18 protein-coding genes and 1 pseudogene are annotated in these 21,162 nt (G+C 63.0%); 8 read left to right on the top strand and 11 right to left on the bottom strand.

The window, feature by feature from the left end; genetic code table 11:
- Window positions 1–26: 26 nt before the first annotated feature.
- From ABTV87_RS06650 to ABTV87_RS06610, 9 genes and pseudogenes are all read right to left on the bottom strand, one after another.
- Entirely contained in the window at window positions 27–1,184 is a 1,158-nt protein-coding gene (locus tag ABTV87_RS06650) for a phospholipase D-like domain-containing protein (protein ID WP_007957893.1), read from the bottom strand.
- Between the two features lies 1 nt (window position 1,185).
- Window positions 1,186–1,776, bottom strand: coding sequence for a YceI family protein (locus ABTV87_RS06645; protein ID WP_085605441.1), 591 nt, complete (start codon window positions 1,774–1,776; stop codon window positions 1,186–1,188).
- Between the two features lie 81 nt (window positions 1,777–1,857).
- Window positions 1,858–2,628 (bottom strand): IclR family transcriptional regulator, encoded by a 771-nt coding sequence (locus ABTV87_RS06640; protein WP_258713002.1) that lies wholly within the window; start codon window positions 2,626–2,628, stop codon window positions 1,858–1,860.
- A gap of 59 nt (window positions 2,629–2,687) precedes the next feature.
- Window positions 2,688–4,145 (bottom strand): amidase, encoded by a 1,458-nt coding sequence (locus ABTV87_RS06635; protein WP_258713001.1) that lies wholly within the window; start codon window positions 4,143–4,145, stop codon window positions 2,688–2,690.
- Window positions 4,142–5,452 (bottom strand): citrate-proton symporter, encoded by a 1,311-nt coding sequence (locus ABTV87_RS06630; RefSeq protein WP_258713000.1) that lies wholly within the window; start codon window positions 5,450–5,452, stop codon window positions 4,142–4,144. The genes ABTV87_RS06635 and ABTV87_RS06630 overlap by 4 nt, the downstream gene beginning before the upstream one ends.
- A gap of 79 nt (window positions 5,453–5,531) precedes the next feature.
- A pseudogene (locus tag ABTV87_RS06625) lies at window positions 5,532–6,708 on the bottom strand (M20 aminoacylase family protein).
- 143 nt (window positions 6,709–6,851) lie between these two features.
- Window positions 6,852–7,154 (bottom strand): amidase, encoded by a 303-nt coding sequence (locus ABTV87_RS06620; RefSeq protein ID WP_085605431.1) that lies wholly within the window; start codon window positions 7,152–7,154, stop codon window positions 6,852–6,854.
- The gene (locus ABTV87_RS06615; protein ID WP_258712998.1) at window positions 7,151–8,230 is read right to left on the bottom strand and encodes a serine hydrolase domain-containing protein; all 1,080 of its coding nucleotides are present in this window, start codon (window positions 8,228–8,230) and stop codon (window positions 7,151–7,153) included. Before ABTV87_RS06615 ends, ABTV87_RS06620 begins: the two co-directional genes overlap by 4 nt.
- Window positions 8,231–8,261: 31 nt before the next feature.
- Window positions 8,262–9,167 carry an acyl-CoA dehydrogenase family protein gene (locus ABTV87_RS06610; protein ID WP_221532846.1) on the bottom strand — a complete coding sequence of 302 codons (906 nt, stop codon included), beginning with the start codon at window positions 9,165–9,167 and terminating at the stop codon, window positions 8,262–8,264.
- A 153-nt stretch (window positions 9,168–9,320) separates the two neighbouring features.
- On the opposite strand from ABTV87_RS06610, the gene olsB reads away from it, so the two are divergent.
- Window positions 9,321–10,076: an L-ornithine N(alpha)-acyltransferase gene (olsB, locus tag ABTV87_RS06605; RefSeq protein ID WP_007957877.1), complete on the top strand. Its 756-nt coding sequence runs from the start codon at window positions 9,321–9,323 to the stop codon at window positions 10,074–10,076.
- A complete protein-coding gene (locus tag ABTV87_RS06600) occupies window positions 10,076–10,870 on the top strand; it encodes a lysophospholipid acyltransferase family protein (protein ID WP_179692410.1) in 795 nt (264 codons plus the stop codon). Before olsB ends, ABTV87_RS06600 begins: the two co-directional genes overlap by 1 nt.
- 14 nt (window positions 10,871–10,884) lie before the next feature.
- Here the strand turns inward: ABTV87_RS06600 and ABTV87_RS06595 are convergent, their stop codons facing one another.
- Window positions 10,885–11,457 carry an ACP phosphodiesterase gene (locus ABTV87_RS06595; protein WP_085605423.1) on the bottom strand — a complete coding sequence of 191 codons (573 nt, stop codon included), beginning with the start codon at window positions 11,455–11,457 and terminating at the stop codon, window positions 10,885–10,887.
- 171 nt (window positions 11,458–11,628) lie between these two features.
- On the opposite strand from ABTV87_RS06595, the gene ABTV87_RS06590 reads away from it, so the two are divergent.
- Genes ABTV87_RS06590 through ABTV87_RS06580 form a run of 3 tightly spaced genes read left to right on the top strand, consistent with a single transcriptional unit; the run spans window position 11,629 to window position 14,210 of the window.
- Window positions 11,629–11,931 carry an ArsR/SmtB family transcription factor gene (locus ABTV87_RS06590; protein ID WP_007957866.1) on the top strand — a complete coding sequence of 101 codons (303 nt, stop codon included), beginning with the start codon at window positions 11,629–11,631 and terminating at the stop codon, window positions 11,929–11,931.
- 33 nt (window positions 11,932–11,964) lie between these two features.
- Window positions 11,965–13,128, top strand: coding sequence for an MFS transporter (locus tag ABTV87_RS06585; protein ID WP_007957864.1), 1,164 nt, complete (start codon window positions 11,965–11,967; stop codon window positions 13,126–13,128).
- A 32-nt stretch (window positions 13,129–13,160) separates the two neighbouring features.
- Window positions 13,161–14,210 carry an alkene reductase gene (locus tag ABTV87_RS06580; RefSeq protein ID WP_115076835.1) on the top strand — a complete coding sequence of 350 codons (1,050 nt, stop codon included), beginning with the start codon at window positions 13,161–13,163 and terminating at the stop codon, window positions 14,208–14,210.
- Between the two features lie 249 nt (window positions 14,211–14,459).
- Here the strand turns inward: ABTV87_RS06580 and emhR are convergent, their stop codons facing one another.
- Entirely contained in the window at window positions 14,460–15,092 is a 633-nt protein-coding gene (gene emhR, locus ABTV87_RS06575) for an efflux system transcriptional repressor EmhR (RefSeq protein WP_007957850.1), read from the bottom strand.
- Between the two features lie 266 nt (window positions 15,093–15,358).
- Here emhR and emhA point away from each other — a divergent pair, with 266 nt between their 5' ends.
- Genes emhA through emhC form a run of 3 tightly spaced genes read left to right on the top strand, consistent with a single transcriptional unit; the run spans window position 15,359 to window position 21,141 of the window.
- The gene (gene emhA / locus ABTV87_RS06570; protein WP_007957848.1) at window positions 15,359–16,516 is read left to right on the top strand and encodes an efflux RND transporter periplasmic adaptor subunit EmhA; all 1,158 of its coding nucleotides are present in this window, start codon (window positions 15,359–15,361) and stop codon (window positions 16,514–16,516) included.
- A gap of 3 nt (window positions 16,517–16,519) precedes the next feature.
- Complete coding sequence (emhB, locus tag ABTV87_RS06565) at window positions 16,520–19,684, top strand: efflux RND transporter permease subunit EmhB (protein ID WP_433899152.1); 3,165 nt, start codon at window positions 16,520–16,522, stop codon at window positions 19,682–19,684.
- Window positions 19,681–21,141 carry an efflux RND transporter outer membrane subunit EmhC gene (emhC, locus tag ABTV87_RS06560; protein ID WP_102718199.1) on the top strand — a complete coding sequence of 487 codons (1,461 nt, stop codon included), beginning with the start codon at window positions 19,681–19,683 and terminating at the stop codon, window positions 21,139–21,141. The genes emhB and emhC overlap by 4 nt, the downstream gene beginning before the upstream one ends.
- Window positions 21,142–21,162: the final 21 nt, after the last annotated feature.

Genomic DNA, 21,162 nt, shown 5'->3' with positions numbered 1-21,162 from the left:
TGGGAACGATCAATCAGGGACAGCGACTAGCCGCGTCTATCCAGCAAGTTGACCACCACCCGATCCACCCAGCCCCAGATCCGCTGCTTCACCCGCCGCCACAACGGCCGGCGCTGCCATTCTTCCAGACTCACCTGCTGACTCAGGCCGAAGTCCTTCTCGAAACTCGCCGCCACCGCTGCCGTCAATGACGGATCCAGCGCTTCCAGATTCGCCTCAAGATTGAAGCGCAGATTCCAATGATCGAAATTACATGAACCGATGCTCACCCAATCGTCCACCAGCACCATTTTCAGGTGCAGGAAACACGGCTGGTATTCGTATATTTTTACTCCGGCCTTGAGCAGGCGCGGGTAGTAGCGATGCCCCGCATAGCGCACCGACGGATGATCGGTGCGCGGCCCGGTCAGCAGCAGGCGCACGTCGAGGCCACGGGCGGCGGCCTTGCGTAGGGAGCGGCGGATTTTCCAGGTCGGCAGAAAGTACGGCGTCGCCAGCCAGATGCGTTTTTGACCGCTGTTCAGCGCGCGGAACAACGATTGCAGAATGTCCCGATGCTGACGGGCATCGGCGTAGGCCACGCGGCCCATGCCCTCGCCCGTGTCCGGCACGCGGGGCAGTCGCGGAAGGCCGAAATGCGCGTTGGGCCTCCAGGCCCGGCGATGGCGGTTGGCAATCCATTGGCGGTCGAACAGCAACTGCCAGTCGAGCACCAGCGGGCCGGTGATTTCCACCATGACCTCGTGCCATTCGCTGGTGTCGTGACCCGGCGTCCAGAATTCATCGGTGACCCCGGTGCCGCCGACCACCGCCAGACGCTGGTCGACCAACAACAGCTTGCGATGATCGCGATAAAAATTGCCGACCCAGCGCCGCCAGTTCAGCCGGTTGTAAAAACGCAGCTCGACCCCGGCACCGGTCAGCCGCCGGCGCAACGTGAGGGTGAAGGCGAGGCTGCCGTAATCGTCGAACAGGCAACGCACCCGCACGCCCCGCTCCGCCGCCAGCACCAGCGCCTGCACGATGGTTTCGGCACAGGCGCCGGCTTCCACCAGATACAGCTCCAGTTCGATCTGCTCGCGGGCACGGGCAATCTCGTCGAGCATGCGCGGGAAGAATTGCGGGCCGTCGATCAACAGCTCGAAGCGGTTGCCATCACGCCACGGAAACACCGCGCCGCGCATGTCAGCGCGCCGTGAAGATCAGCACCGCACCCACCGGCACCGACAGACTGATGGCCGACAGGCCGGCCATGTTGCGCAGGCTTTCCAGGCCCGGCAGCAGATCGAAATCCTCGGCGCTGATCACCAGCGGCTCCAGGGTCACTACTTGAAAGCGTCGGTCATCGAGGCGCGTGGCGAGCAGTTCGGCGGGATATTCGTGTTGCTTGCCGTGCAGGTTGACGGTCAGCGGCAGGCGCAATTCAAGCTGCGCGCCGGGGGCCAGATCGTTGATCGGGCGCAGGTCAATCTGGGTGGTGATGGTCGCTTCGGGGAACTGCTCGATCTGGAACAGTTCCTTGCGCATGCGCTCGTCACGCAGCGGGATGCCGCTGTTGATCGAGTCCAGCTCGACTTCGACCACGGCGCGGCCATCGGGATCGACCTTGCCGTGCAGCACCAGAAAGCGCTGCACTTCGGACACGTTGGCGTTTTTCGTGCTGACGAACGACAGCCGCGACGACTCGCCGTCCAGATACCAGTTGGCCTGGGCCGGCAGCGCAGCGGCGCCCAGCAGCAGGCCGGCGAAGGCGTTGCACAGAGAACGGTTGAACATTGAAGACTCGTGGGGCCGATAAACCTGCACGAACCTTAACTGGCCGTGGCGTTATTGCAAACTGTCAGTCTCTGCAAACGCTCAGGCCAACGCCTGCTGCACCTCGCCGATGGTCGACGCGAGGCTGTTGAGGTGCAGGCTCAGCACCCGCTCCACCGGCGCCTGATCCATCGGCCAGTGCAGCGCCATGCTGCCGACCAACCGCCCTTGGGCACGTATCGGCAACGCCACCGCGCGAATCAGGAACGGCAGGCGCACGGGGTATTCCCAGTAACCTTCGGTGCGCTGGCCGAAGCCCTGATGCAAGGCTTGCTCGGTGGCTTGCAATACACCGTCATCCGCCAACTGTTCGCGTTCGGCCAGACGTTTCACGTCCAGGCTGTCGAGTTCGCCGAGGCACGCGCGGCCCATCGCCGAATGGAACAGGCTCGCGTGATGGCCGACGATCTGGCAGTTAGTTGGATAGCGCTTGCGCAACACCTGCGGGATCGCGCTTTCCATCACTTCGACCCGTTCGCCGTCGAAGCACGACAAATCCGCCACCAGCCCGGTGCGCTCGCTGAGTTCCAGCAACATCGGCGCGGCGCTTTCCACCAGATGGCGCTTGAAGCGTTGCTGGCGATCACCAAACAGCCGCTTGGCGCACAACCGGTAGCGGCGGTCGCTAAGGCCGCGATAGACCCAGCCCTGCTCCTGCAAGGTCGCGAGCATCCGCGACACCGTGGCCTTGGGCAGAGTCGTCAGGTAGTGCAATTCCTCCAGCCCCAACGCCTGATGCTCGCCGAGCAACTCGACGATGGCCAGCGCCCGTTCGACCGAGCGCACGCTGCCGGTGTCTGCCTTGCTGCCCATGTGTTCGACCTCCATGGATACGGATGAAAGATCACTTCGTGCAGCAAGATGCGGGCCGCTCAGGCCGATTGCAGGCACGCCGGCGGTCGCCGTTCGACCCAGCGCGTCAGTTGCTCATGAGCATAGGCCAGTTGCAGCACCGCCCGATCCGCCTGGGCCGGGCCGATGATTTGCAGGCCCATCGGCAGCCCGACCGGGTTGAAACCCACCGGCACGCTGATGCTCGGCAGCCCCGCCAGGGTCGGGCCGATCACCACTTCCATCCAGCGGTGATAGGTGTCCATGGTTTGCCCGCCGACGACTCGCGGCCACGGTTGCTGTGCATCAAAAGGGAACACTTGGGCGGTGGGCAACAGCAGGAAATCGTAACGCTCGAACAACTCGCTCAACGCGCGATACCACTCGCTGCGCGCCACCGACGCCTGATAGACCTCGGCAGCGGTCAGACGCAGACCGCCCTCGATTTCCCATTGTGCTTCGGGCTTGAGCAGCGCCCGTTTTTGCGGATCGGCATAGGCCGCGCCGAGGCTGCCCTGTACCAGAAAATGCCGGTGGGTGAGCCAGGTCTGCCACAGGCGCTCCATGGAAAACTCCGGCTGACAGGCCTCGACCTGACAACCCAGCGCACTGAAATCCGCCAGCGCCGATTCGCACAGGCTCAACACGCCGTCGTCCATCGGCAGATAGCCGTTGTAATCGCCGAGCCAGCCGAGGCGCAGACCGCTGCAGTCCTGTTGCAGATCCAGTCCGAAGTCGCGAGGTTCATCGGCCAGCGACAGCGGCACGCGCGGATCGTAGCCGGCCTGGGTCGAGAGCAATCGCGCGACGTCGGTGACCGTGCGCCCCATCGGCCCTTCGGTGGCCAGTTGCTGAACGAACACTTCCGGCATCGGGCCATGGGGCACGCGGCCCTGGGACGGGCGAAAACCGAACACGTTGTTGAACGCCGCCGGGTTGCGCAGCGAGCCCATCATGTCGCTGCCATCGGCCACCGGCAGCAGACGCAGGGCCAGCGCTACCGCCGCCCCGCCGCTGCTGCCGCCGGCGATCAGGCCCGGATCGTAGGCGTTGGTGGTGGTGCCGAACACGCTGTTGTAGGTCTGCGAGCCGAGGCCGAATTCCGGGACGTTGCTTTTGCCGATGATGATCGCGCCGCAGTCGCGCACCCGCGCCACGCTGATCGCATCGTGCTGCGGCACTTGCTCGGCGAACAGCGGCGAGCCGAGGGTCGTGCGCAGCCCGGCGGTGGCCGCCAGGTCCTTGATCGCCTGGGGCATACCATGCATCCAGCCTCGGGATTCGCCGCGATCCAGTTGCCGGTCGCATTCATCGGCCTCGCTCAGCAGCACGTCCTGCGGGCGCAGCGAGACCAGCGCGTTGACCGCCGGATTGAAGCGGTCGATGTGCGTCATGTACGCCAACATCACCTCGCGGCACGACACCTTGCGGGCATGGATCGCCCGGGACAGCGCATCGGCGTCGAGGGCGACAATCGGATCAATGGCTAACGGACTCACGGTTTCACTCCCAGGTTGAGCGCAACGGATTTCTTCGCGCGTGGTGCCTCCTGCAAACAGTAAGTACCGAGCAGGGTCAGCAGGCAAGCGAACAAGACATAGAACGACGGCGCCACCGGGGTGTTCAGGACTTTACTCAGCCAGGTGACGATCAGCGGCGCGAAACCACCGAACACCGTCACCGCCACGTTATAGGCCACCGACACGCCGGTGGAGCGCACTTCAATCGGGAACTGCTCAGCCAATGCGGTCGGGGCCGGGCCGAAGAACCCGCCGATTGCCGTGCACAGCAGCAGTTGCATCACCAGCAAACGCTCGATCGACGGCGCCGCCGCGACCCACACATAAAGCGGATAGACCATGACGAAAAACGCCAGGGTGAACGCCATCAGCACCGGCCGCCGACCGAGGCGATCCGACAGTGCGCCGGAGAACGGAATCACCACGGTCATCAGCCCCACCGCGAGCATCTGCACCAGCAACACCTGATCCAGCGGCAGGCCGAGGTTCTTGTGGGCGAAGGTCGGCATGTTCACCAGCACCACGTAGAACGACACCGTCGCGCCGCATGCCAGGCCCATCGACACCAGCAGGCTGCGGCGATGTTCGCGAAGCACCTGCCACAGGCCCGGCGCGGCGCCTTTGGCTTTCTTGCGCGCTTCGAGAAATTCTTCCGGTTCTTCCATGTGCTTGCGAATCCACAAGCCTACCGGACCGATCAACAGGCCGAGCACGAACGGAATCCGCCAGCCCCAGCTGTCCAGCGCTTCGGGGGAAAACAGATGCGTGACCAGCGCCACCATTGCCGCGCCGCTGAACACCGCCAGGCATTGCCCGACCAGTTGCCACGAACCGTACAACCCCTTGCGATGGGCCGGCGCGCTCTCCACCAGAAACGCCGTGGCGCTGGCGTATTCACCGCCCGTGGCGAAACCCTGAAGCATCCGCGCCACCACAATCAGCAACGGCGCGCCCATGCCGATGGCAGCGTAGTTCGGCGCGAACGCGATCAGGGCGATGGACACGGTCATCAGGCGGATGATCATCTGCATCGCGGCTTTGCGCCCTTTGCGGTCGGAGTAGATGCCGAGCAGGATGCCGCCCACCGGGCGCATGAAAAAGCCGACACCGAAAGTCGCCAGCGCCATCAGCAGCGAGGCGTAGTCGTCGTCGGACGGGAAAAATTGCCGGGCGATGATGCTCGCCAGAAAGCCGTAAACGATGAAGTCGTACCATTCCAGGGCGTTGCCGATGACGGCGGCAACCACTTGCCGGGTGCGCGAAACGCCTGCGTTCGAAGTCTGCATGGGGATTCTCCAGAAGCTGTTGGTTGACCACGCAGGCGCGTGCGCACCTGCGTTCCAGCGGCAGCAAAAAGTGAAGAAATCAGACCGGCTTGAGCCAGCTCTCGGTGAGCGCGCCCCAATACGCCGCGCCGGTCAGCAAGATGTCATCGTTGAAGTCGTACGCCGGGTTATGCACCATCGGCCGCGCCACGCCGTTGCCGATGAACAGGTAGGCGCCGGGGCAGCGCTGGAGCATCCAGGCGAAGTCTTCGCTGCCCATCAGCTTGGGTGTGTTGCCATCGACGGCGTCGGTGCCGACCAGTTCGACGCCGACCTGACGGGCGAACTCGGTTTCAGCGGCGTGGTTGACCAGCACCGGGTAGGCCGGGCGGTGTTCGATGGTCGAGGTGCAGCCGAAGCTTTCGGCCTGGGCCTCGATGATCGAACGTACGCGGTCCAGTGTTTGAACGCGGACCTCAGCGTTCAGTGCACGCAGGCTCAGCCGCAGGATCGCCTGTTGCGGAATCACGTTCGCCGCCTCGCCGGCTTGCAACGCGCCGACCGTTACCACCGCCGCCTGCTGCGCGTCGATATTGCGCGCGACCACGGTTTGCAAAGCCATCACCACACTGGCTGCGGCGACCAGCGGATCCACCGCCAGATGCGGCATCGAGCCATGGCCGCCGACGCCTTCAATGGTCACCGTGAGCAGATCCTGCGAAGCCATCATCGGCCCTTCGCGAAAGCCCAGATGCCCCGCCGGCAGACCCGGCATGTTGTGCATGCCGAACAGCGCATCGCACGGGAAGCGTTCGAGCAGGCCGTCGGCGAGCATCGCTTCGGCCCCGCCCTGGCCTTCTTCGGCGGGCTGGAAAATCAGCGTCAGGGTGCCGTCGAACTGACGGGTCGCCGCCAGATAACGTGCCGCGCCGAGCAGCATCGCGGTGTGCCCGTCATGCCCGCAGGCGTGCATGCAGCCTTGATGACGGCTGCTGTAGGCGACGCCGGTGTTCTCGATGATCGGCAGCGCATCCATGTCGGCCCGCAGCCCGAGTTTGCGTGTGCTGCTGCCGTTGCGCAGCACGCCGACCACGCCAGTCTTGCCGACGCCGGTGTGGACTTCATAGCCCCCAGTCTTCGAGCGACCTGGCGACCAGCGCCGAAGTGCGGCTTTCCTCGAAACCGAGTTCAGGGTGGGCGTGAATGTCCTGGCGGGTGGCGTGCAGGTCACTGGCCACATCGTTGAGCCAGGCCAGAATGTGCTGATGTCGGGGCATGACGGTTCTCCTCGCGCGGGTGTTCCCGGTCTTGTTGTTCGGTGTTGTTTCACGACACGTGAACGGCAGGTCGTGCTCACCGCCAGATAACCGCGAGACACGCGAGAGGACAATCGAATGTGGTTCCACAGGGTGGAACCGGATCAGGGTTGCAGGCGACAGCCCTGGCGTTCGCCTAACCATTGGGCGCTGTTGCTGCGTCCCAGGCCGCTGGCGGTGACGATTTTTTGCGTGCGGTCATCGGTCAGTTCGCTGGGCAGCCACTGCTTGACGTAGCCCCGGCAATACTCGGCGTCGTTGTTCATGACGTAGCGGCACGAACAATATTCCTTGGCGGTGTAGGCGCTGATGATGCCCGGAAAGGCCCACAGGTTTTCGCGCTCGTGCCAGCCCCAGCCCAGCAGCACGATCAACAGCACCAGCAGGATGCGTTTGAACAGTTTCATGGCCGCACCGCCCCGAGCACGCGCTTGAGCAATTCGTTGTGGCGATAGCTGCCGTCGCGGTCATCGGCGTAGCGCACGATCACCAGTTTTTCGCTCGGGATCACGTACAGCGCCTGGCCCCAGTGGCCGAGGGCGGCGAAGGTGTCGGGCGGTGCGTCGGGCCACGGAGAAGGCGCGCCGTCTGCCGGGCGATTGAGCCACCACTGGCCGCCGGGCACGGCTTCGTCCTGATGGGCCTTGTAGCCGGCGAAGGGTTGGCGGTTGAAGGCGACCCAATCCTTGGGCAACAACTGCCGGTCGTTCCAGCGTCCGTCCCGTTCCATCAGCAGACCGATTCGCGCCAGATCCCGAGCTGTCATATAGGCGTAGGAAGAGGCGACGAAGGTGCCCGTCGCATCGGTTTCCCAGGTGGCATGGCGGATGCCCAAGGGATCGAAAAGCGCTGTCCACGGATAGTCCGGATAACGCTGCGGGCCGACGATGGTTTTCAGTGCCGCTGCCAACAGATTGCTGTCGCCGCTGGAATAACGGAACGCCTGCCCCGCTGGCGCGTAGCTGTCGTGATCGGCGGTGAAGGCGGCCATGTCGCGGTGGCCACGGGTGTAGAGCATCGCCACCACCGAGGATTTCAGCGGGGCGTATTCGTAGTCTTCCTGCCAGTCGATGCCCGAGGCCCAGTGCAGCAGATCCTTGAGGGTAATGGCCGGGTGTTTTTCCAGCGCCGGATAAAACTTCGCGGCCGGATCATCGAGCTTGAACAGGCCTTCGCCGTACGCCACGCCGAGCACCGTGGCCATCAGGCTTTTGCTGATCGACCAGGTCAGGTGCGGGGTGTCGGCGGTGGTCGCGGCGGCGTAGCGTTCGTAGATGAGCTGGCCGTCGCGGATCACCAGCAAGGCGTCGGTGCGGATGCCTTGGCGGCTGTTGTCATCGCGGGTCGGGAAGGCGTAGGCCTCCAAAGCCTCGACGGCGGGACCGGTGACTTTCGGGCCGGTCGGCCACTGCTCGCCCGGCCATTGCTCGGCCTGAACCGTGAAGCTGATCAGCAGCAGAAACAGGGACAGGCCTTTGAACATGGTGAGGGCTCTGGGGATGAACCTGACAAGACTAGCCGGCGTTCATGACAGATGTGTTTTGACTTGCCGCCAACGCCTTGGCCAGTCGTTTGGCCCGCGCGCCAGCCGCCAGTTGCATGACCGATTGATCGCGCTGCCACATCGCCGCCCACTCAGGATTGCCGTCGCGCAGTGCCTGATCGACTTCCGCTTTGAGCCCGTCGAACTGCGCAAACAATCCGCCGAGCAACACATGCCCCGCCGGATTGTTCGGTGGCTGGCGACTAACTTCCGCACATCCGGCCAACAGCGCCAGCAAACGCAATTGCAGCGGCTGCGGCCAGCCGCTGTCCTGACCGACGCCGTATAACCACGCGGTCATCGCGCTGAGCACATAAACGTCCTCAAGGGTGCGGAACGGTTTGACGTAGGCATCCCAGCCATCCCCCGCGAGCAACTCGCACAACGCATCGTCGAGATGCAGCCGACCATGGCTGATGTCCGGCATCAACGGCAGCGCCGGCAGTTTTTCCACCCGCACGCCGGGTTCGCCGGGGTACACCACCGCCAGACTCAGGCGCGGCGATTCGCCCGGTTGTTCACTGCGCGCGGCGATCAGCAGCCAGTCCGCCGCATCGCCGGCGGTGACGAAATCCTTTTGTCCAGTGAGACGCAGATCCGTGAGCCGGGTCTGCATGTCTGCCGGGCGCAGGCTGCGCTGCTCGGTTGCACACAACGCGCCGAGGCTTGGCGGCGCGCTCGGCCAAAGCATGCGCAGCGCCGCCTGATAACCCACCAGAAACGCCAGCCCCGGCGTCGCCATCCGCCGCCCTCCCGCCACCGCCAGTTCGAACGGCGTCACGCTGCCCAGTTGATGCAGCAACGTGGCGAAACCCTCCGCCAGGTCGGCAACAGCAGGCAGGCGTTCGCGGCATTCAAGCAGGGTCGACCAGGTCATCAGAGGCTCCTCGTGGGCTGTCATATAAGCATCACCAAACATTCATGGCGATGACACCGGGGCTACATAGCCTGACTTTGCACAACACGGCTGCATAAAGAAAGTCGATCGGCTGCAACCCATGACGGGTTCAAGGCCCGTACGGAGATTCACATGACTCAGATCGCCCGCATCAGCGACACCGGCAATGAACGCCGCCTGCAAGCCGAACGCCTGATCGGCGCCGAGGCCTTGCAGCAAGCCCAGGCCTTGCGCTTCAACGTGTTCAGCGGCGAGTTCAACGCCAAGCTGAACGGCGCGGAGCTGGGTCTGGACATGGATGACTATGATGTTCACTGCAGCCACATCGGCGTGCGTGACCTGAACACCGGCCGCCTGGTGGCGACCACCCGTTTGCTCGATCACACCGCCGCCAGCAGCCTGGGCAAGTTCTACAGCGAAGAAGAATTCAGCCTGCACGGCCTCGCCGGTCTGCAAGGCCCGATCCTGGAAATCGGTCGCACCTGCGTCGATCCAGCCTACCGCAACGGCGGCACCATCGCCGTGCTCTGGGGCGAACTGGCCGAAGTCCTCAATCAGGGCGGCTACAGCTATCTGATGGGCTGCGCAAGCATCCCGATGCAGGACGGCGGCGTGCAGGCCCACGCGATCATGCAGCGCCTGCGCGAACGCTATCTGTGCACCGAACACCTGCGCGCCGAACCGAAGAATCCGCTGCCAAGCCTCGACATTCCGTCGAACGTGATCGCCGAAATGCCACCGCTGCTCAAGGCCTACATGCGCCTGGGCGCGAAGATCTGCGGCGAGCCGTGCTGGGACGAAGACTTCCAGGTCGCCGACGTGTTCATCCTGCTCAAACGCGACGAACTCTGCCCGCGCTACGCCAAGCACTTCAAGGCGGCTGTGTAATGAGCCGGCTGCGGGTGTACGCGCGGATCGCGCGAGTGCTGCTGGTGGTGACGCTGGGCCTGAGCATGGCCAGTGTCTTCGGGGTTTTCGAGCGTCTGGGTCTGGCCCATTCGATGGAGCGTCGGCAGCGCTGGTCGCGGTTTTTCATGGCGCGTTTGAGCAATGCCCTGCCCTTTCGCGTGACCGTGCATGGTGAGCTGCCGAAGCAGCCGATGCTGTGGGTCAGCAACCATGTGTCGTGGACCGACATTCCGCTGCTCGGCATGCTCACGCCGCTGTCGTTTCTGTCCAAGGCCGAAGTGCGCACCTGGCCGGTGGCCGGTTGGTTGGCGGCGAAGGCCGGCAGCCTGTTCATCCGTCGCGGTTCGGGCGACAGCCAGCTGATCCGCAAGCAGATGACCCGTCACCTGCAAACCGATCATCCGCTGCTGATGTTCCCGGAAGGCACCACCACCGATGGTCGTTCGCTGCGTACCTTTCACGGTCGCCTGCTGTCGGCGGCGATTGATTCCGAGGTGAAGCTGCAACCAGTGGCGATCCGTTATCTGCGCGATGGCAAGATCGATTCGCTGGCGCCGTTCATTGGTGACGATGATCTGCTGTCGCACCTGATGCGCCTGTTCAGCAACGACTGCGGCGATGTGGAAGTTCATCTGCTCAAGCCGATTGCCTGCCAGGGCCGGGAACGCGCGGCACTGGCGTTCGAAGCCCAGCAAGCGGTGCAGAAAGCCTTGTTCGGTGATGTGCTCAAACCGGTCGAAGCGCAACACGCCCGCGATCTGATCGCGGCCTGATCGGCAACGTCTATCTACAGCTGCCGGCCGGCAAAGTCCTGCAGCTGTGGGTAGAACAAACGAAAGTCCTCGCTCAACGGTTCGTACAACCGGCGCAATTCCTCCATCGCCCCCGCCAGTTCTTCAGGTCGGGTCAGGCGCCGGGAGATCCCGCGCAACACCTGCTCCAGCACTTCGAACTCCTGATACGAACCCAACCAGTCATTGGCCACCATGTGCGGGGCGATCTTCGCCAGGCGCTCGGGCAATTGCCGCTCGCTGGTCAGCACGCGGTAAACGTCGGTGGTGAATTGGCCGAGCGGTCGGTCGGCGTACTGCGTCCAGTCCCGCGCCAGGCAATGGTCGAAAAACACGTCGAGAACGATGCCCGCGTATCGGCGGCGAGTCGTGGAAAACCGCGCCAGTGAAGCGTCCACCAATGGATGGCGATCAGTGAACACGTCGATTTGCCGATGCAGGGCAATCGCCGCTTCGATCTCCGGGTCGAACTGCCCTTGCAGCCGCCCTTTGACGAAATCGCCATACAGACTGCCGAGCAGTTGACCGGGGCGCTGGCCACCGAGGTGTAAATGTGCGAGATAGTTCATGGGCGCAGCTTAGCACCGCGCCCGCGTTTGTTTACACCTCACATATCGTTATAACCCGATATACCGATTTATGCGGTCATCAGATCAAATTCATATTGGTGTATCGCGAAGCACCGATATAAAGTTCGCCTCATCGCGATATAGCGCTACACACATCACGAGCACCCAGCCATGAACATTGACCTCGACGAAATAATAAAAGCCCTGGCACACCCAGTACGGCGAGACATCCTCAACTGGCTGAAAGACCCGAAAGCCCAGTTTCCGGAACAGATCCACAACCACGAGTACGGCATCTGCGCCGGGCAGATCGATCAACGTTGCGGCCTGTCGCAGTCGACCGTTTCCGCCCACCTGGCCACCCTGCAACGGGCCGGGCTGATCAGCAGCCAGAAAGCCGGCCAGTGGCACTTTTTCAAACGCAACGAGGACGTGATCCAGGCGTTCCTCAGCACCCTCAGCAAAGAGCTCTGACCCTTAACGTCAGCCAGCCAAAAGGACTAAACGATGCCCCTCTCGCTACTCATACTCGCCTTGAGCGCCTTCGCCATCGGCACCACCGAGTTCGTCATCATGGGCCTGCTGCCCAATGTCGCGGCTGACCTCGGTGTGTCGATTCCCGGCGCCGGCTGGCTGGTGACCGGCTACGCCTTGGGCGTGGCGATTGGTGCACCGTTCATGGCAATGGCCACTGCAAAACTGCCGCGCAAGGCTGCACTGGTAACGCTGATGGGCATCTTCATTATCGGCAACCTGCTCTGCGCCATCGCCACTGATTACGAGGTGCTGATGTTCGCCCGGGTCGTTACAGCCCTCTGCCACGGTGCGTTCTTCGGCATCGGTTCGGTGGTCGCGGCCAACCTGGTGGCGCCGAACAAACGCGCCTCGGCCGTGGCCCTGATGTTCACCGGCCTGACCCTGGCCAACGTGCTGGGCGTACCGCTGGGCACCGCCCTCGGTCAGGAAGCCGGCTGGCGCTCGACTTTCTGGGCAGTGACGGTGATCGGTGTGATCGCGTTGATCGGCCTGATCCGCTTCCTGCCGGCCAAGCGTGACGAAGAAAAACTCGACATGCGCGCCGAACTGGCCGCGCTCAAAGGCGCCGGTATCTGGCTGTCCCTGAGCATGACCGCACTGTTCGCCGCCTCGGTGTTCACCCTGTTCACTTACGTCGCACCGCTGCTGGGCGATGTCACCGGTGTCTCGCCCCGTGGCGTGACCTGGACCCTGATGCTCATCGGCCTGGGCCTGACCGTCGGCAACATCATCGGCGGCAAACTGGCCGACAAAGGCCTGGCCGCCACGCTGATCGGCGTGTTCATCGCCATGGCCGTGACCTCCACCGTACTGACCTGGACCAGCATCGCGCTGATCCCGACCGAAATCACCCTGTTCCTCTGGGCCACCGCGTGTTTCGCCGCCGTACCGGCCCTGCAAGTGAACGTCGTGACCTACGGCCAGGCCGCACCGAACCTGGTGTCGACCCTGAACATCGGCGCCTTCAACGTCGGCAACGCCCTCGGCGCCTGGGTCGGCGGCAGCGTCATCGCCCACGGCTACGGCCTGACCAGCGTGCCTCTCGCCGCCGCAGCACTCGCGGTCCTGGCCCTGCTGGTGACCCTGATCACATTCCGCCAGAACGGCAATCCCGAGCTGGCCACCGCTAACTGATTCACTCACTTACCTCACGAGGGTTGTATCTCATGGCAACAATTTTCGATCCGATCAAACTGGGCGACCTCGAGCTGTCCAACCGCATCATCATGGCGCCGCTGACCCGCTGCCGCGCCGACGAAGGCCGCGTACCGAACGCGCTGATGGCCGAGTACTACGTACAACGCGCCTCGGCCGGCCTGATCCTCAGCGAAGCCACATCGGTGACCCCGATGGGCGTCGGCTACCCGGACACCCCGGGCATCTGGTCCAACGATCAGGTGCGCGGCTGGACCAACGTGACCAAGGCCGTTCACGCGGCCGGCGGCAAGATCGTCCTGCAACTGTGGCACGTCGGCCGGGTTTCCCACCCGTCGTACCTGAACGGCGAAGCGCCGGTTGCACCGAGCGCCATCCAGCCTAAAGGCCACGTCAGCCTGGTTCGCCCACTGGCCGACTATCCAACCCCGCGCGCACTGGAAACCGCTGAAATCGCCGACATCGTCGACGCCTACCGCGTCGGCGCAGAAAACGCCAAGGCAGCCGGTTTCGACGGCGTGGAAATCCACGGCGCCAACGGCTACCTGCTCGACCAGTTCCTGCAAAGCAGCACCAACCAGCGCACCGATAACTACGGTGGCTCCCTGGAAAACCGTGCCCGCCTGCTGCTGGAAGTGACCGACGCCGCGATCGAAGTCTGGGGCGCCGGCCGTGTCGGTGTGCACCTGGCACCACGCGCCGACTCCCATGACATGGGCGACGACAACCTGGCCGAAACCTTCACCTACGTCGCCCGCGAACTGGGCAAGCGTGGCATTGCCTTCATCTGCTCCCGCGAGAAAGAAGGCGCCGACAGCCTCGGCCCACAACTGAAAGAAGCCTTCGGCGGCGCATACATCGCCAACGAGCGCTTCACCAAGGACAGCGCCAACGCGTGGCTGGCCGAGGGCAAGGCTGACGCCGTGGCATTCGGCATCCCGTTCATTGCCAACCCGGACCTGCCAGCCCGCCTGAAGGCCGACGCGCCGCTGAACGAACCGCACCCGGAAACCTTCTACGGCAAAGGCGCGGTCGGCTACCTCGACTACCCGACGCTGTAAGCCGCACCGCAGAAACACAAAAGCCCCCGACTCGCGAGAGTCGGGGGCTTTTTATTGATCGCCGGGTGGGCGAGCCGCTCACATTCGTTCACAGGCTCGACACAAAATCCCTACAAAATACGTAGCTCGCTACATATCAACCCGCGCCGGAGAGGTATATAAAAGCATCCCATTGCAGCGGGGCGAGTGAACAGGGATCTTCACCCTCCTCCGTCATTGACACAAACTGATCCAATAACGAATTTTGTTTCATTTGCGCAGGCTGGGGCTCAGGCGCAGCATGTCCAGCCCGGTATCGACCCAGCGCTCGGCCTCGGCGTACAGTTCGAAGCTGTCCGGCGCCAAGAGCCATCCATAAAGAAGGCCATCGATATAGGCGTGAATGCTGATGGCTGCCCGGGCGGTATCGAGGTCTGCCGGCAACTGCCCACGATTGACCGCATTACTCAATGTCAGCGCGATCCGCACATTGCAATCGAGGCTGGCGGTCCGGCGCTGTTGGCGCAGATCGCACATTTCATCGGTGAACTCGCACTTATGAAACAGAATTTCGTTGATGCGCCGGGTCTTCGGGTCCAGCGCAACTTGATGAAACAAATGAATCAGCAATTTGCGCATGCAGCCCAGCGGATCGGGTTCGTCCTCGCTCTCGCTGGCTTTGGCCAGTTCGTCCAGCGGCTCATGCAGGGTATCGAGCATCGCTTGCAGCAGATCGGCCTTGTTGCTGAAGTGCCAGTAGATGGCACCGCGCGTCACCCCGGCCAGGGTGGCGATGTCCGACAGCGTCGTGCGGGCCACGCCCCGCTCATAGAAGGCCTTCTCGGCCGCTTCGAGAATCTGGCTGCGCGTTTCCTGAGCTTCCTCTTTGGTACGACGAACCATGGCAGTAAAACCTCAAACAGGATGTTTCAGGGATGGCTGAATATCCGCTGAATAAAAAAGGGTTGATCTCTCGCGGATCGGCTCCCCGGCCTACAATTTCAGACCTTGCGACGACTTTTGTAACAGGGTGGATACGACGCCAAGGTGTTTACAAACAACCATGAACGTAAGTATATTCCTTAGCAAGCTACTTATCCACCCGGTAACCCTTTTTTACCCTTCCACACTTCTTGTGCGCTTTTCGCGCGCCTGACCCGAGGATCTTCATGCAATTCAAGCCAGCTGTTACCGCTCTGGTCACTGCCGTCGCCCTGGCATCGCTGCTCAGCGGATGTAAAAAGGAAGAGGCGGCTCCCGCCGCACCACCTCCTCAGGTCGGCGTCGTCACCCTGCAACCACAAGCCTTTACCCTGACTTCCGAACTGCCGGGCCGCACCAGCGCGTTCCGCATCGCCGAAGTTCGTCCGCAGGTCAACGGCATCATTCTCAAGCGTCTGTTCAAGGAAGGCGGCGATGTCAAAGCCGGCCAGCAGCTGTATCAGATCGATCCGTCGGTCTATGAAGCGACCCTGAAAAGCGCCGAAGCCAACCTGCGTTCGACCAAGTCGATCTCCGACCGCTACAAGCAACTGGTCGACGAGCAAGCCGTCAGCCGTCAGGAATACGACACCGCCGTGGCCAACCGCCTGCAATCGGAAGCGTCGTTGCAGACCGCACAGATCAACGTGCGCTACACCAAGGTCTACGCACCGATCTCCGGTCGTATCGGCCGCTCTTCGGTGACCGAAGGCGCGCTGGTCAGCAGCGGCCAGACCGACGCGATGGCCGTGATCCAGCAACTGGACCCGATCTACGTCGACGTCACCCAGTCCTCGGTCGAGTTGCTGGAACTGCGCCGCGAACTGGAAAGCGGTCGTCTGCAGAAGGCCGGCGACAACGCCGCTGCGGTCAAGCTGACCCTGGAAGACGGCAGCCAGTACAAGCTCGACGGTAAGCTGGAATTCTCCGAAGTGTCGGTCGATCAGACCACCGGTTCCGTGACCCTGCGCGCCGTGTTCCCGAACCCGGATCACACCCTGCTGCCGGGCATGTTCGTCCACGCGCAGTTGCAGGCCGGTGTGAACAGCGCCGCGATCCTCGCGCCGCAACAAGGCGTGACCCGCGACCTCAAAGGCACCCCGACCGCGCTGGTCGTCGGCCCGGACAACAAGGTCGAACTGCGTCAGCTCAAGGCCAGCCGCACCGTCGGCAGCCAGTGGCTGATCGAAGACGGCCTGAAGGCCGGTGATCGTCTGATCACCGAAGGGCTGCAATTCGTCAAACCGGGTGTTGAGGTCAAAGCGACCGAAGCCACCAACGTCGGCAACAAGAACCCGGCCCCCGCTCAGGCAGCTGACAAAGCCGCCGGCGGCAAAGGGGAGTAATCCATGTCAAAATTTTTCATCGACCGTCCGATTTTCGCCTGGGTAATTGCCCTGGTGATCATGCTGGTCGGGGCACTTTCGATCCTGAAACTGCCGATCAACCAGTACCCGAGCATTGCGCCACCGGCCATTGCCATCTCCGTGACCTACCCGGGTGCTTCGGCACAGACGGTTCAGGACACCGTGGTGCAAGTGATCGAGCAGCAGCTCAACGGTATCGACAACCTGCGTTATGTGTCCTCGGAAAGTAACTCCGACGGCAGCATGACCATCACCGCGACCTTCGAGCAAGGCACCAACTCCGACACCGCGCAGGTCCAGGTCCAGAACAAGCTGAACCTGGCCACCCCGCTGCTGCCGCAGGAAGTGCAGCAACAGGGTATCCGCGTGACCAAGGCAGTGAAGAACTTCCTGCTGGTGATCGGTGTGGTGTCGCGTGACGGCAGCATGACCAAGGACGACCTGTCCAACTACATCGTGTCGAACATGCAGGACCCGATCTCGCGGACCGCCGGTGTCGGTGACTTCCAGGTCTTCGGTGCCCAGTACGCGATGCGCATCTGGCTCGACCCGGCCAAGTTGAACAACTTCAACCTGACCCCGGTCGACGTGAAAACCGCGATTGCGGCGCAGAACGTCCAGGTGTCGTCCGGTCAGCTCGGCGGCTTGCCTGCCGTGCAGGGCCAGCAACTGAACGCCACGATCATCGGCAAGACCCGTCTGCAGACCGCCGAGCAGTTCAAAGAGATTCTGCTCAAGGTCAACAAGGACGGCTCGCAGGTTCGCTTGAAAGATGTCGCCGACGTCGGCCTGGGTGGCGAGAACTATGCGATCAGCGCCCAGTTCAACGGCAGCCCGGCTTCCGGTCTGGCGGTGAAACTGGCCAACGGTGCCAACGCTCTCGACACCGCCAAGGCACTGCGCAAGACGATTGACGACCTCAAGCCGTTCTTCCCGCAAGGGATGGAAGTGGTGTTCCCGTACGACACCACGCCGGTGGTGACCGAGTCGATCAAAGGCGTGGTTCACACCCTGGTCGAAGCGATTGCGCTGGTGTTCCTGGTGATGTTCCTGTTCCTGCAGAACTTCCGCGCCACCGTCATCACCACGATGACCGTGCCGGTGGTATTGCTCGGTACGTTCGGCATCCTCGCGGCGGCCGGTTTCAGCATCAACACCCTGACCATGTTCGGCATGGTACTGGCCATCGGCTTGCTGGTGGACGACGCCATCGTCGTGGTGGAAAACGTCGAGCGGGTGATGAGCGAAGAAGGCTTGTCACCGAAGGAAGCGACCAAGAAATCCATGGGCCAGATCCAGGGCGCCCTGGTCGGTATCGCCCTCGTTCTGTCGGCGGTATTGCTGCCGATGGCGTTCTTCAGCGGCTCCACCGGTGTGATCTACAAGCAGTTCTCGATCACCATCGTGTCGGCCATGGCCTTGTCGGTACTGGTCGCGCTGATCTTCACCCCGGCGCTGTGCGCCACCATGCTCAAGGCAATTCCGCACGGTGAGCACGGCGCGCCGAAAAAAGGTTTCTTCGGCTGGTTCAACCGCAACTTCGACCGTGGCGTCAACAGCTACGAGCGCGGTGTCGGCAACATGCTGTCGCGCAAGGCACCGTATCTGCTGGCGTACCTGCTGATCGTGGTCGGCATGATCTGGCTGTTCACCCGCATCCCGACCGCGTTCCTGCCGGAAGAAGACCAGGGCGTTCTGTTCGCCCAGGTGCAGACGCCAGCCGGTTCCAGTGCCCAGCGCACTCAGGTGGTGGTGGATGAAATGCGTGAATTTTTGCTGCGTCCGACCAAGGACGGCGGTGAAGGCGACGCAGTAGCCTCGGTGTTCACCGTGACCGGCTTCAACTTCGCCGGCCGTGGCCAGAGCTCGGGTATGGCGTTCATCATGCTCAAGCCGTGGGACGAACGTAACGCCGACAACAGCGTGTTCAAACTCGCCGCCCGCGCCCAGCAGCACTTCTTCAGCTTCCGCGATGCGATGGTGTTCGCCTTCGCCCCGCCGGCCGTACTGGAGCTGGGTAACGCCACCGGTTTCGACGTGTTCCTGCAGGACCGCGCCGGTATCGGTCACGAGAAGTTGATGGCCGCGCGCAACCAGTTCCTCGGCATGGCCGCGCAGAGCAAGGTGCTCACGCAGGTCCGTCCGAACGGTCTGAACGACGAACCGCAATTCCAGCTGGAAATCGATGACGAGAAGGCCAGTGCCCTGGGCATTACCATCGCCGACATCAACAACACTCTGTCGATTGCGCTGGGCAGTAGCTACGTCAACGACTTCATCGACCGTGGTCGGGTGAAGAAGGTGTACGTGCAGGGCCGGCCAGACTCGCGCATGAGCCCGGAAGACCTGAAGAAGTGGTACGTGCGTAACGCGACCGGCACCATGGTTCCGTTCTCCGCATTCGCCAAGGGCGAGTGGATCTACGGTTCGCCGAAGCTGGCGCGTTACAACGGCGTTGAAGCGGTCGAGATCCTCGGTGCCCCGGCTCCGGGCTACTCCACCGGTGAAGCGATGGCCGAAGTCGAGGCGATTGCCAAGAAACTGCCGGCCGGCGTGGGTATCTCGTGGACCGGTCTGTCGTACGAAGAACGACTGTCCGGCTCGCAGGCTCCGGCGCTGTACGCCCTGTCGCTGCTGATGGTGTTCCTGTGTCTGGCGGCGCTGTATGAAAGCTGGTCGATTCCGATCGCGGTCATGCTCGTGGTGCCACTGGGGATCATCGGTGCACTGATGGCCACCAGCCTGCGCGGCCTGTCGAACGACGTGTACTTCCAGGTGGGTCTGTTGACGACCATTGGTCTGGCGGCTAAAAACGCCATTCTGATCGTCGAGTTCGCCAAGGAATTGCACGAGCAGGGACGCAGCCTGCGCGATGCGGCCATTGAAGCCTGCCGCATGCGTCTGCGACCGATCATCATGACGTCGCTGGCCTTCGTCCTCGGTGTTGTACCGTTGGCTATCTCCACCGGCGCAGGCTCGGGCAGTCAACACGCGATCGGTACCGGCGTGATTGGCGGTATGCTCACCGCAACGATCCTGGCGATTTTCTGGGTTCCACTGTTCTTCGTCACTGTGTCGTCCATGGGTCAGCGCAAAAACGCCGGCAAGGATGACGCCATAGAAACTCCTAAAGAGGCTGGCCAATGAGCAAGTCGCTACTCTCCATCGCAGTCGCCGCCTTCGTGCTGAGCGGTTGCTCGCTGATACCGGATTATCAGCAGCCGGAAGCACCGGTGGCCGCGCAATTCCCGCAGGGCCCGGCGTACTCGCCGGCCCAGGCACCGGCACAGGCCGCTGCCGAGCAGGGCTGGAAGCAGTTTTTCCATGACCCGGCCCTGCAGCAGCTGATCCAGGTCGCCCTGGAAAACAACCGCGACCTGCGTGTCGCGGCGCTGAACATCGACGCCTACGCGGCTCAATACCGCATCCAGCGCGCCGACCTGTTCCCGGCCGTGTCGGCCAATGCCAGCGGCAGCCGTCAGCGGGTTCCGGCCCGTGCGTCGCAGACCGGTGAGTCGAGCATCACCAGCTCCTACTCCGCCACCGTCGGCATCAGCGCCTACGAACTCGACCTGTTCGGTCGGGTTCGCAGCCTAAGCGAACAAGCGCTGCAACAATACTTCGCCACCGAAGAAGCGCGCCGCAGCACCCAGATCAGCCTGGTGGCCAGCGTGGCCAACGCCTACCTGACCTGGCAGGCCGACAAGGAACTGCTGAAGCTGACTCAGGACACCCTCGGTGCTTTCGAGGAAAGCTACAAGCTGACCAGCCGCAGCAACGAAGTCGGTGTGGCTTCGGCACTGGACCTGGCGCAGTCGCGTACCTCGGTTGAAAACGCCCGGGCACAACTGGCGCGTTACACTCGCCAGGTTGCCCAAGACGAAAACAGCCTGACCCTGCTGCTCGGCACCGGCGTGCCGGCCAACCTGCAAGCGGCCAAACCGCTGTCGGATGACCTGCTGGCCGACGTGCCGGCCGGTCTGCCGTCGGATCTGCTGCAACGTCGTCCGGACATCCTTCAGGCCGAGTACAACCTGAAGGCCGCCAACGCCAACATCGGCGCGGCCCGTGCAGCGTTCTTCCCGAGCATCAGCCTGACCGCCAACGCGGGCAGCCTGAGCCCGGACCTGTCCGGCCTGTTCAAGGGCGGTTCGGGCACGTGGCTGTTCCAGCCGCAGATCAACCTGCCGATCTTCAACGCCGGCAGCCTGCGCGCCAGCCTCGACTACGCCAAGATCCAGAAGGACATTGGCGTGGCGAACTACGAGAAGTCCATTCAAACGGCCTTCCAGGAAGTCGCCGATGGCCTGGCCGCCCGCCAGACCTACACCGAGCAGTTGCAGGCCCAGCGTGATTTCGTCGCCGCCAACCAAGATTACTACCGCCTGGCCGAGCGTCGCTACCGCATCGGCGTCGACAGCAACCTGACCTTCCTCGATGCCCAGCGTCAGCTGTTCAGCGCGCAACAATCGCTGATCACCGACCGCCTCGCGCAGCTGACCAGTGCGGTCAACCTGTACAAGGCCCTGGGCGGTGGCTGGAATGCGCAGACCGCGCAGAACGAGCCGCTCAAGGAAGAAGCGCCGAAGATGAAGTTGTTCTGATCATCCGCTGAACACAAAAAG

Source organism: Pseudomonas sp. PSE1(2024), from assembly GCF_050990555.1.
Classification (GTDB): Bacteria; Pseudomonadota; Gammaproteobacteria; order Pseudomonadales; family Pseudomonadaceae; genus Aquipseudomonas; species Aquipseudomonas aphyarum.
The sequence above is the reverse complement of the archived record's forward strand: the minus strand, read 5'-3'. Positions and strand labels throughout refer to the sequence as shown.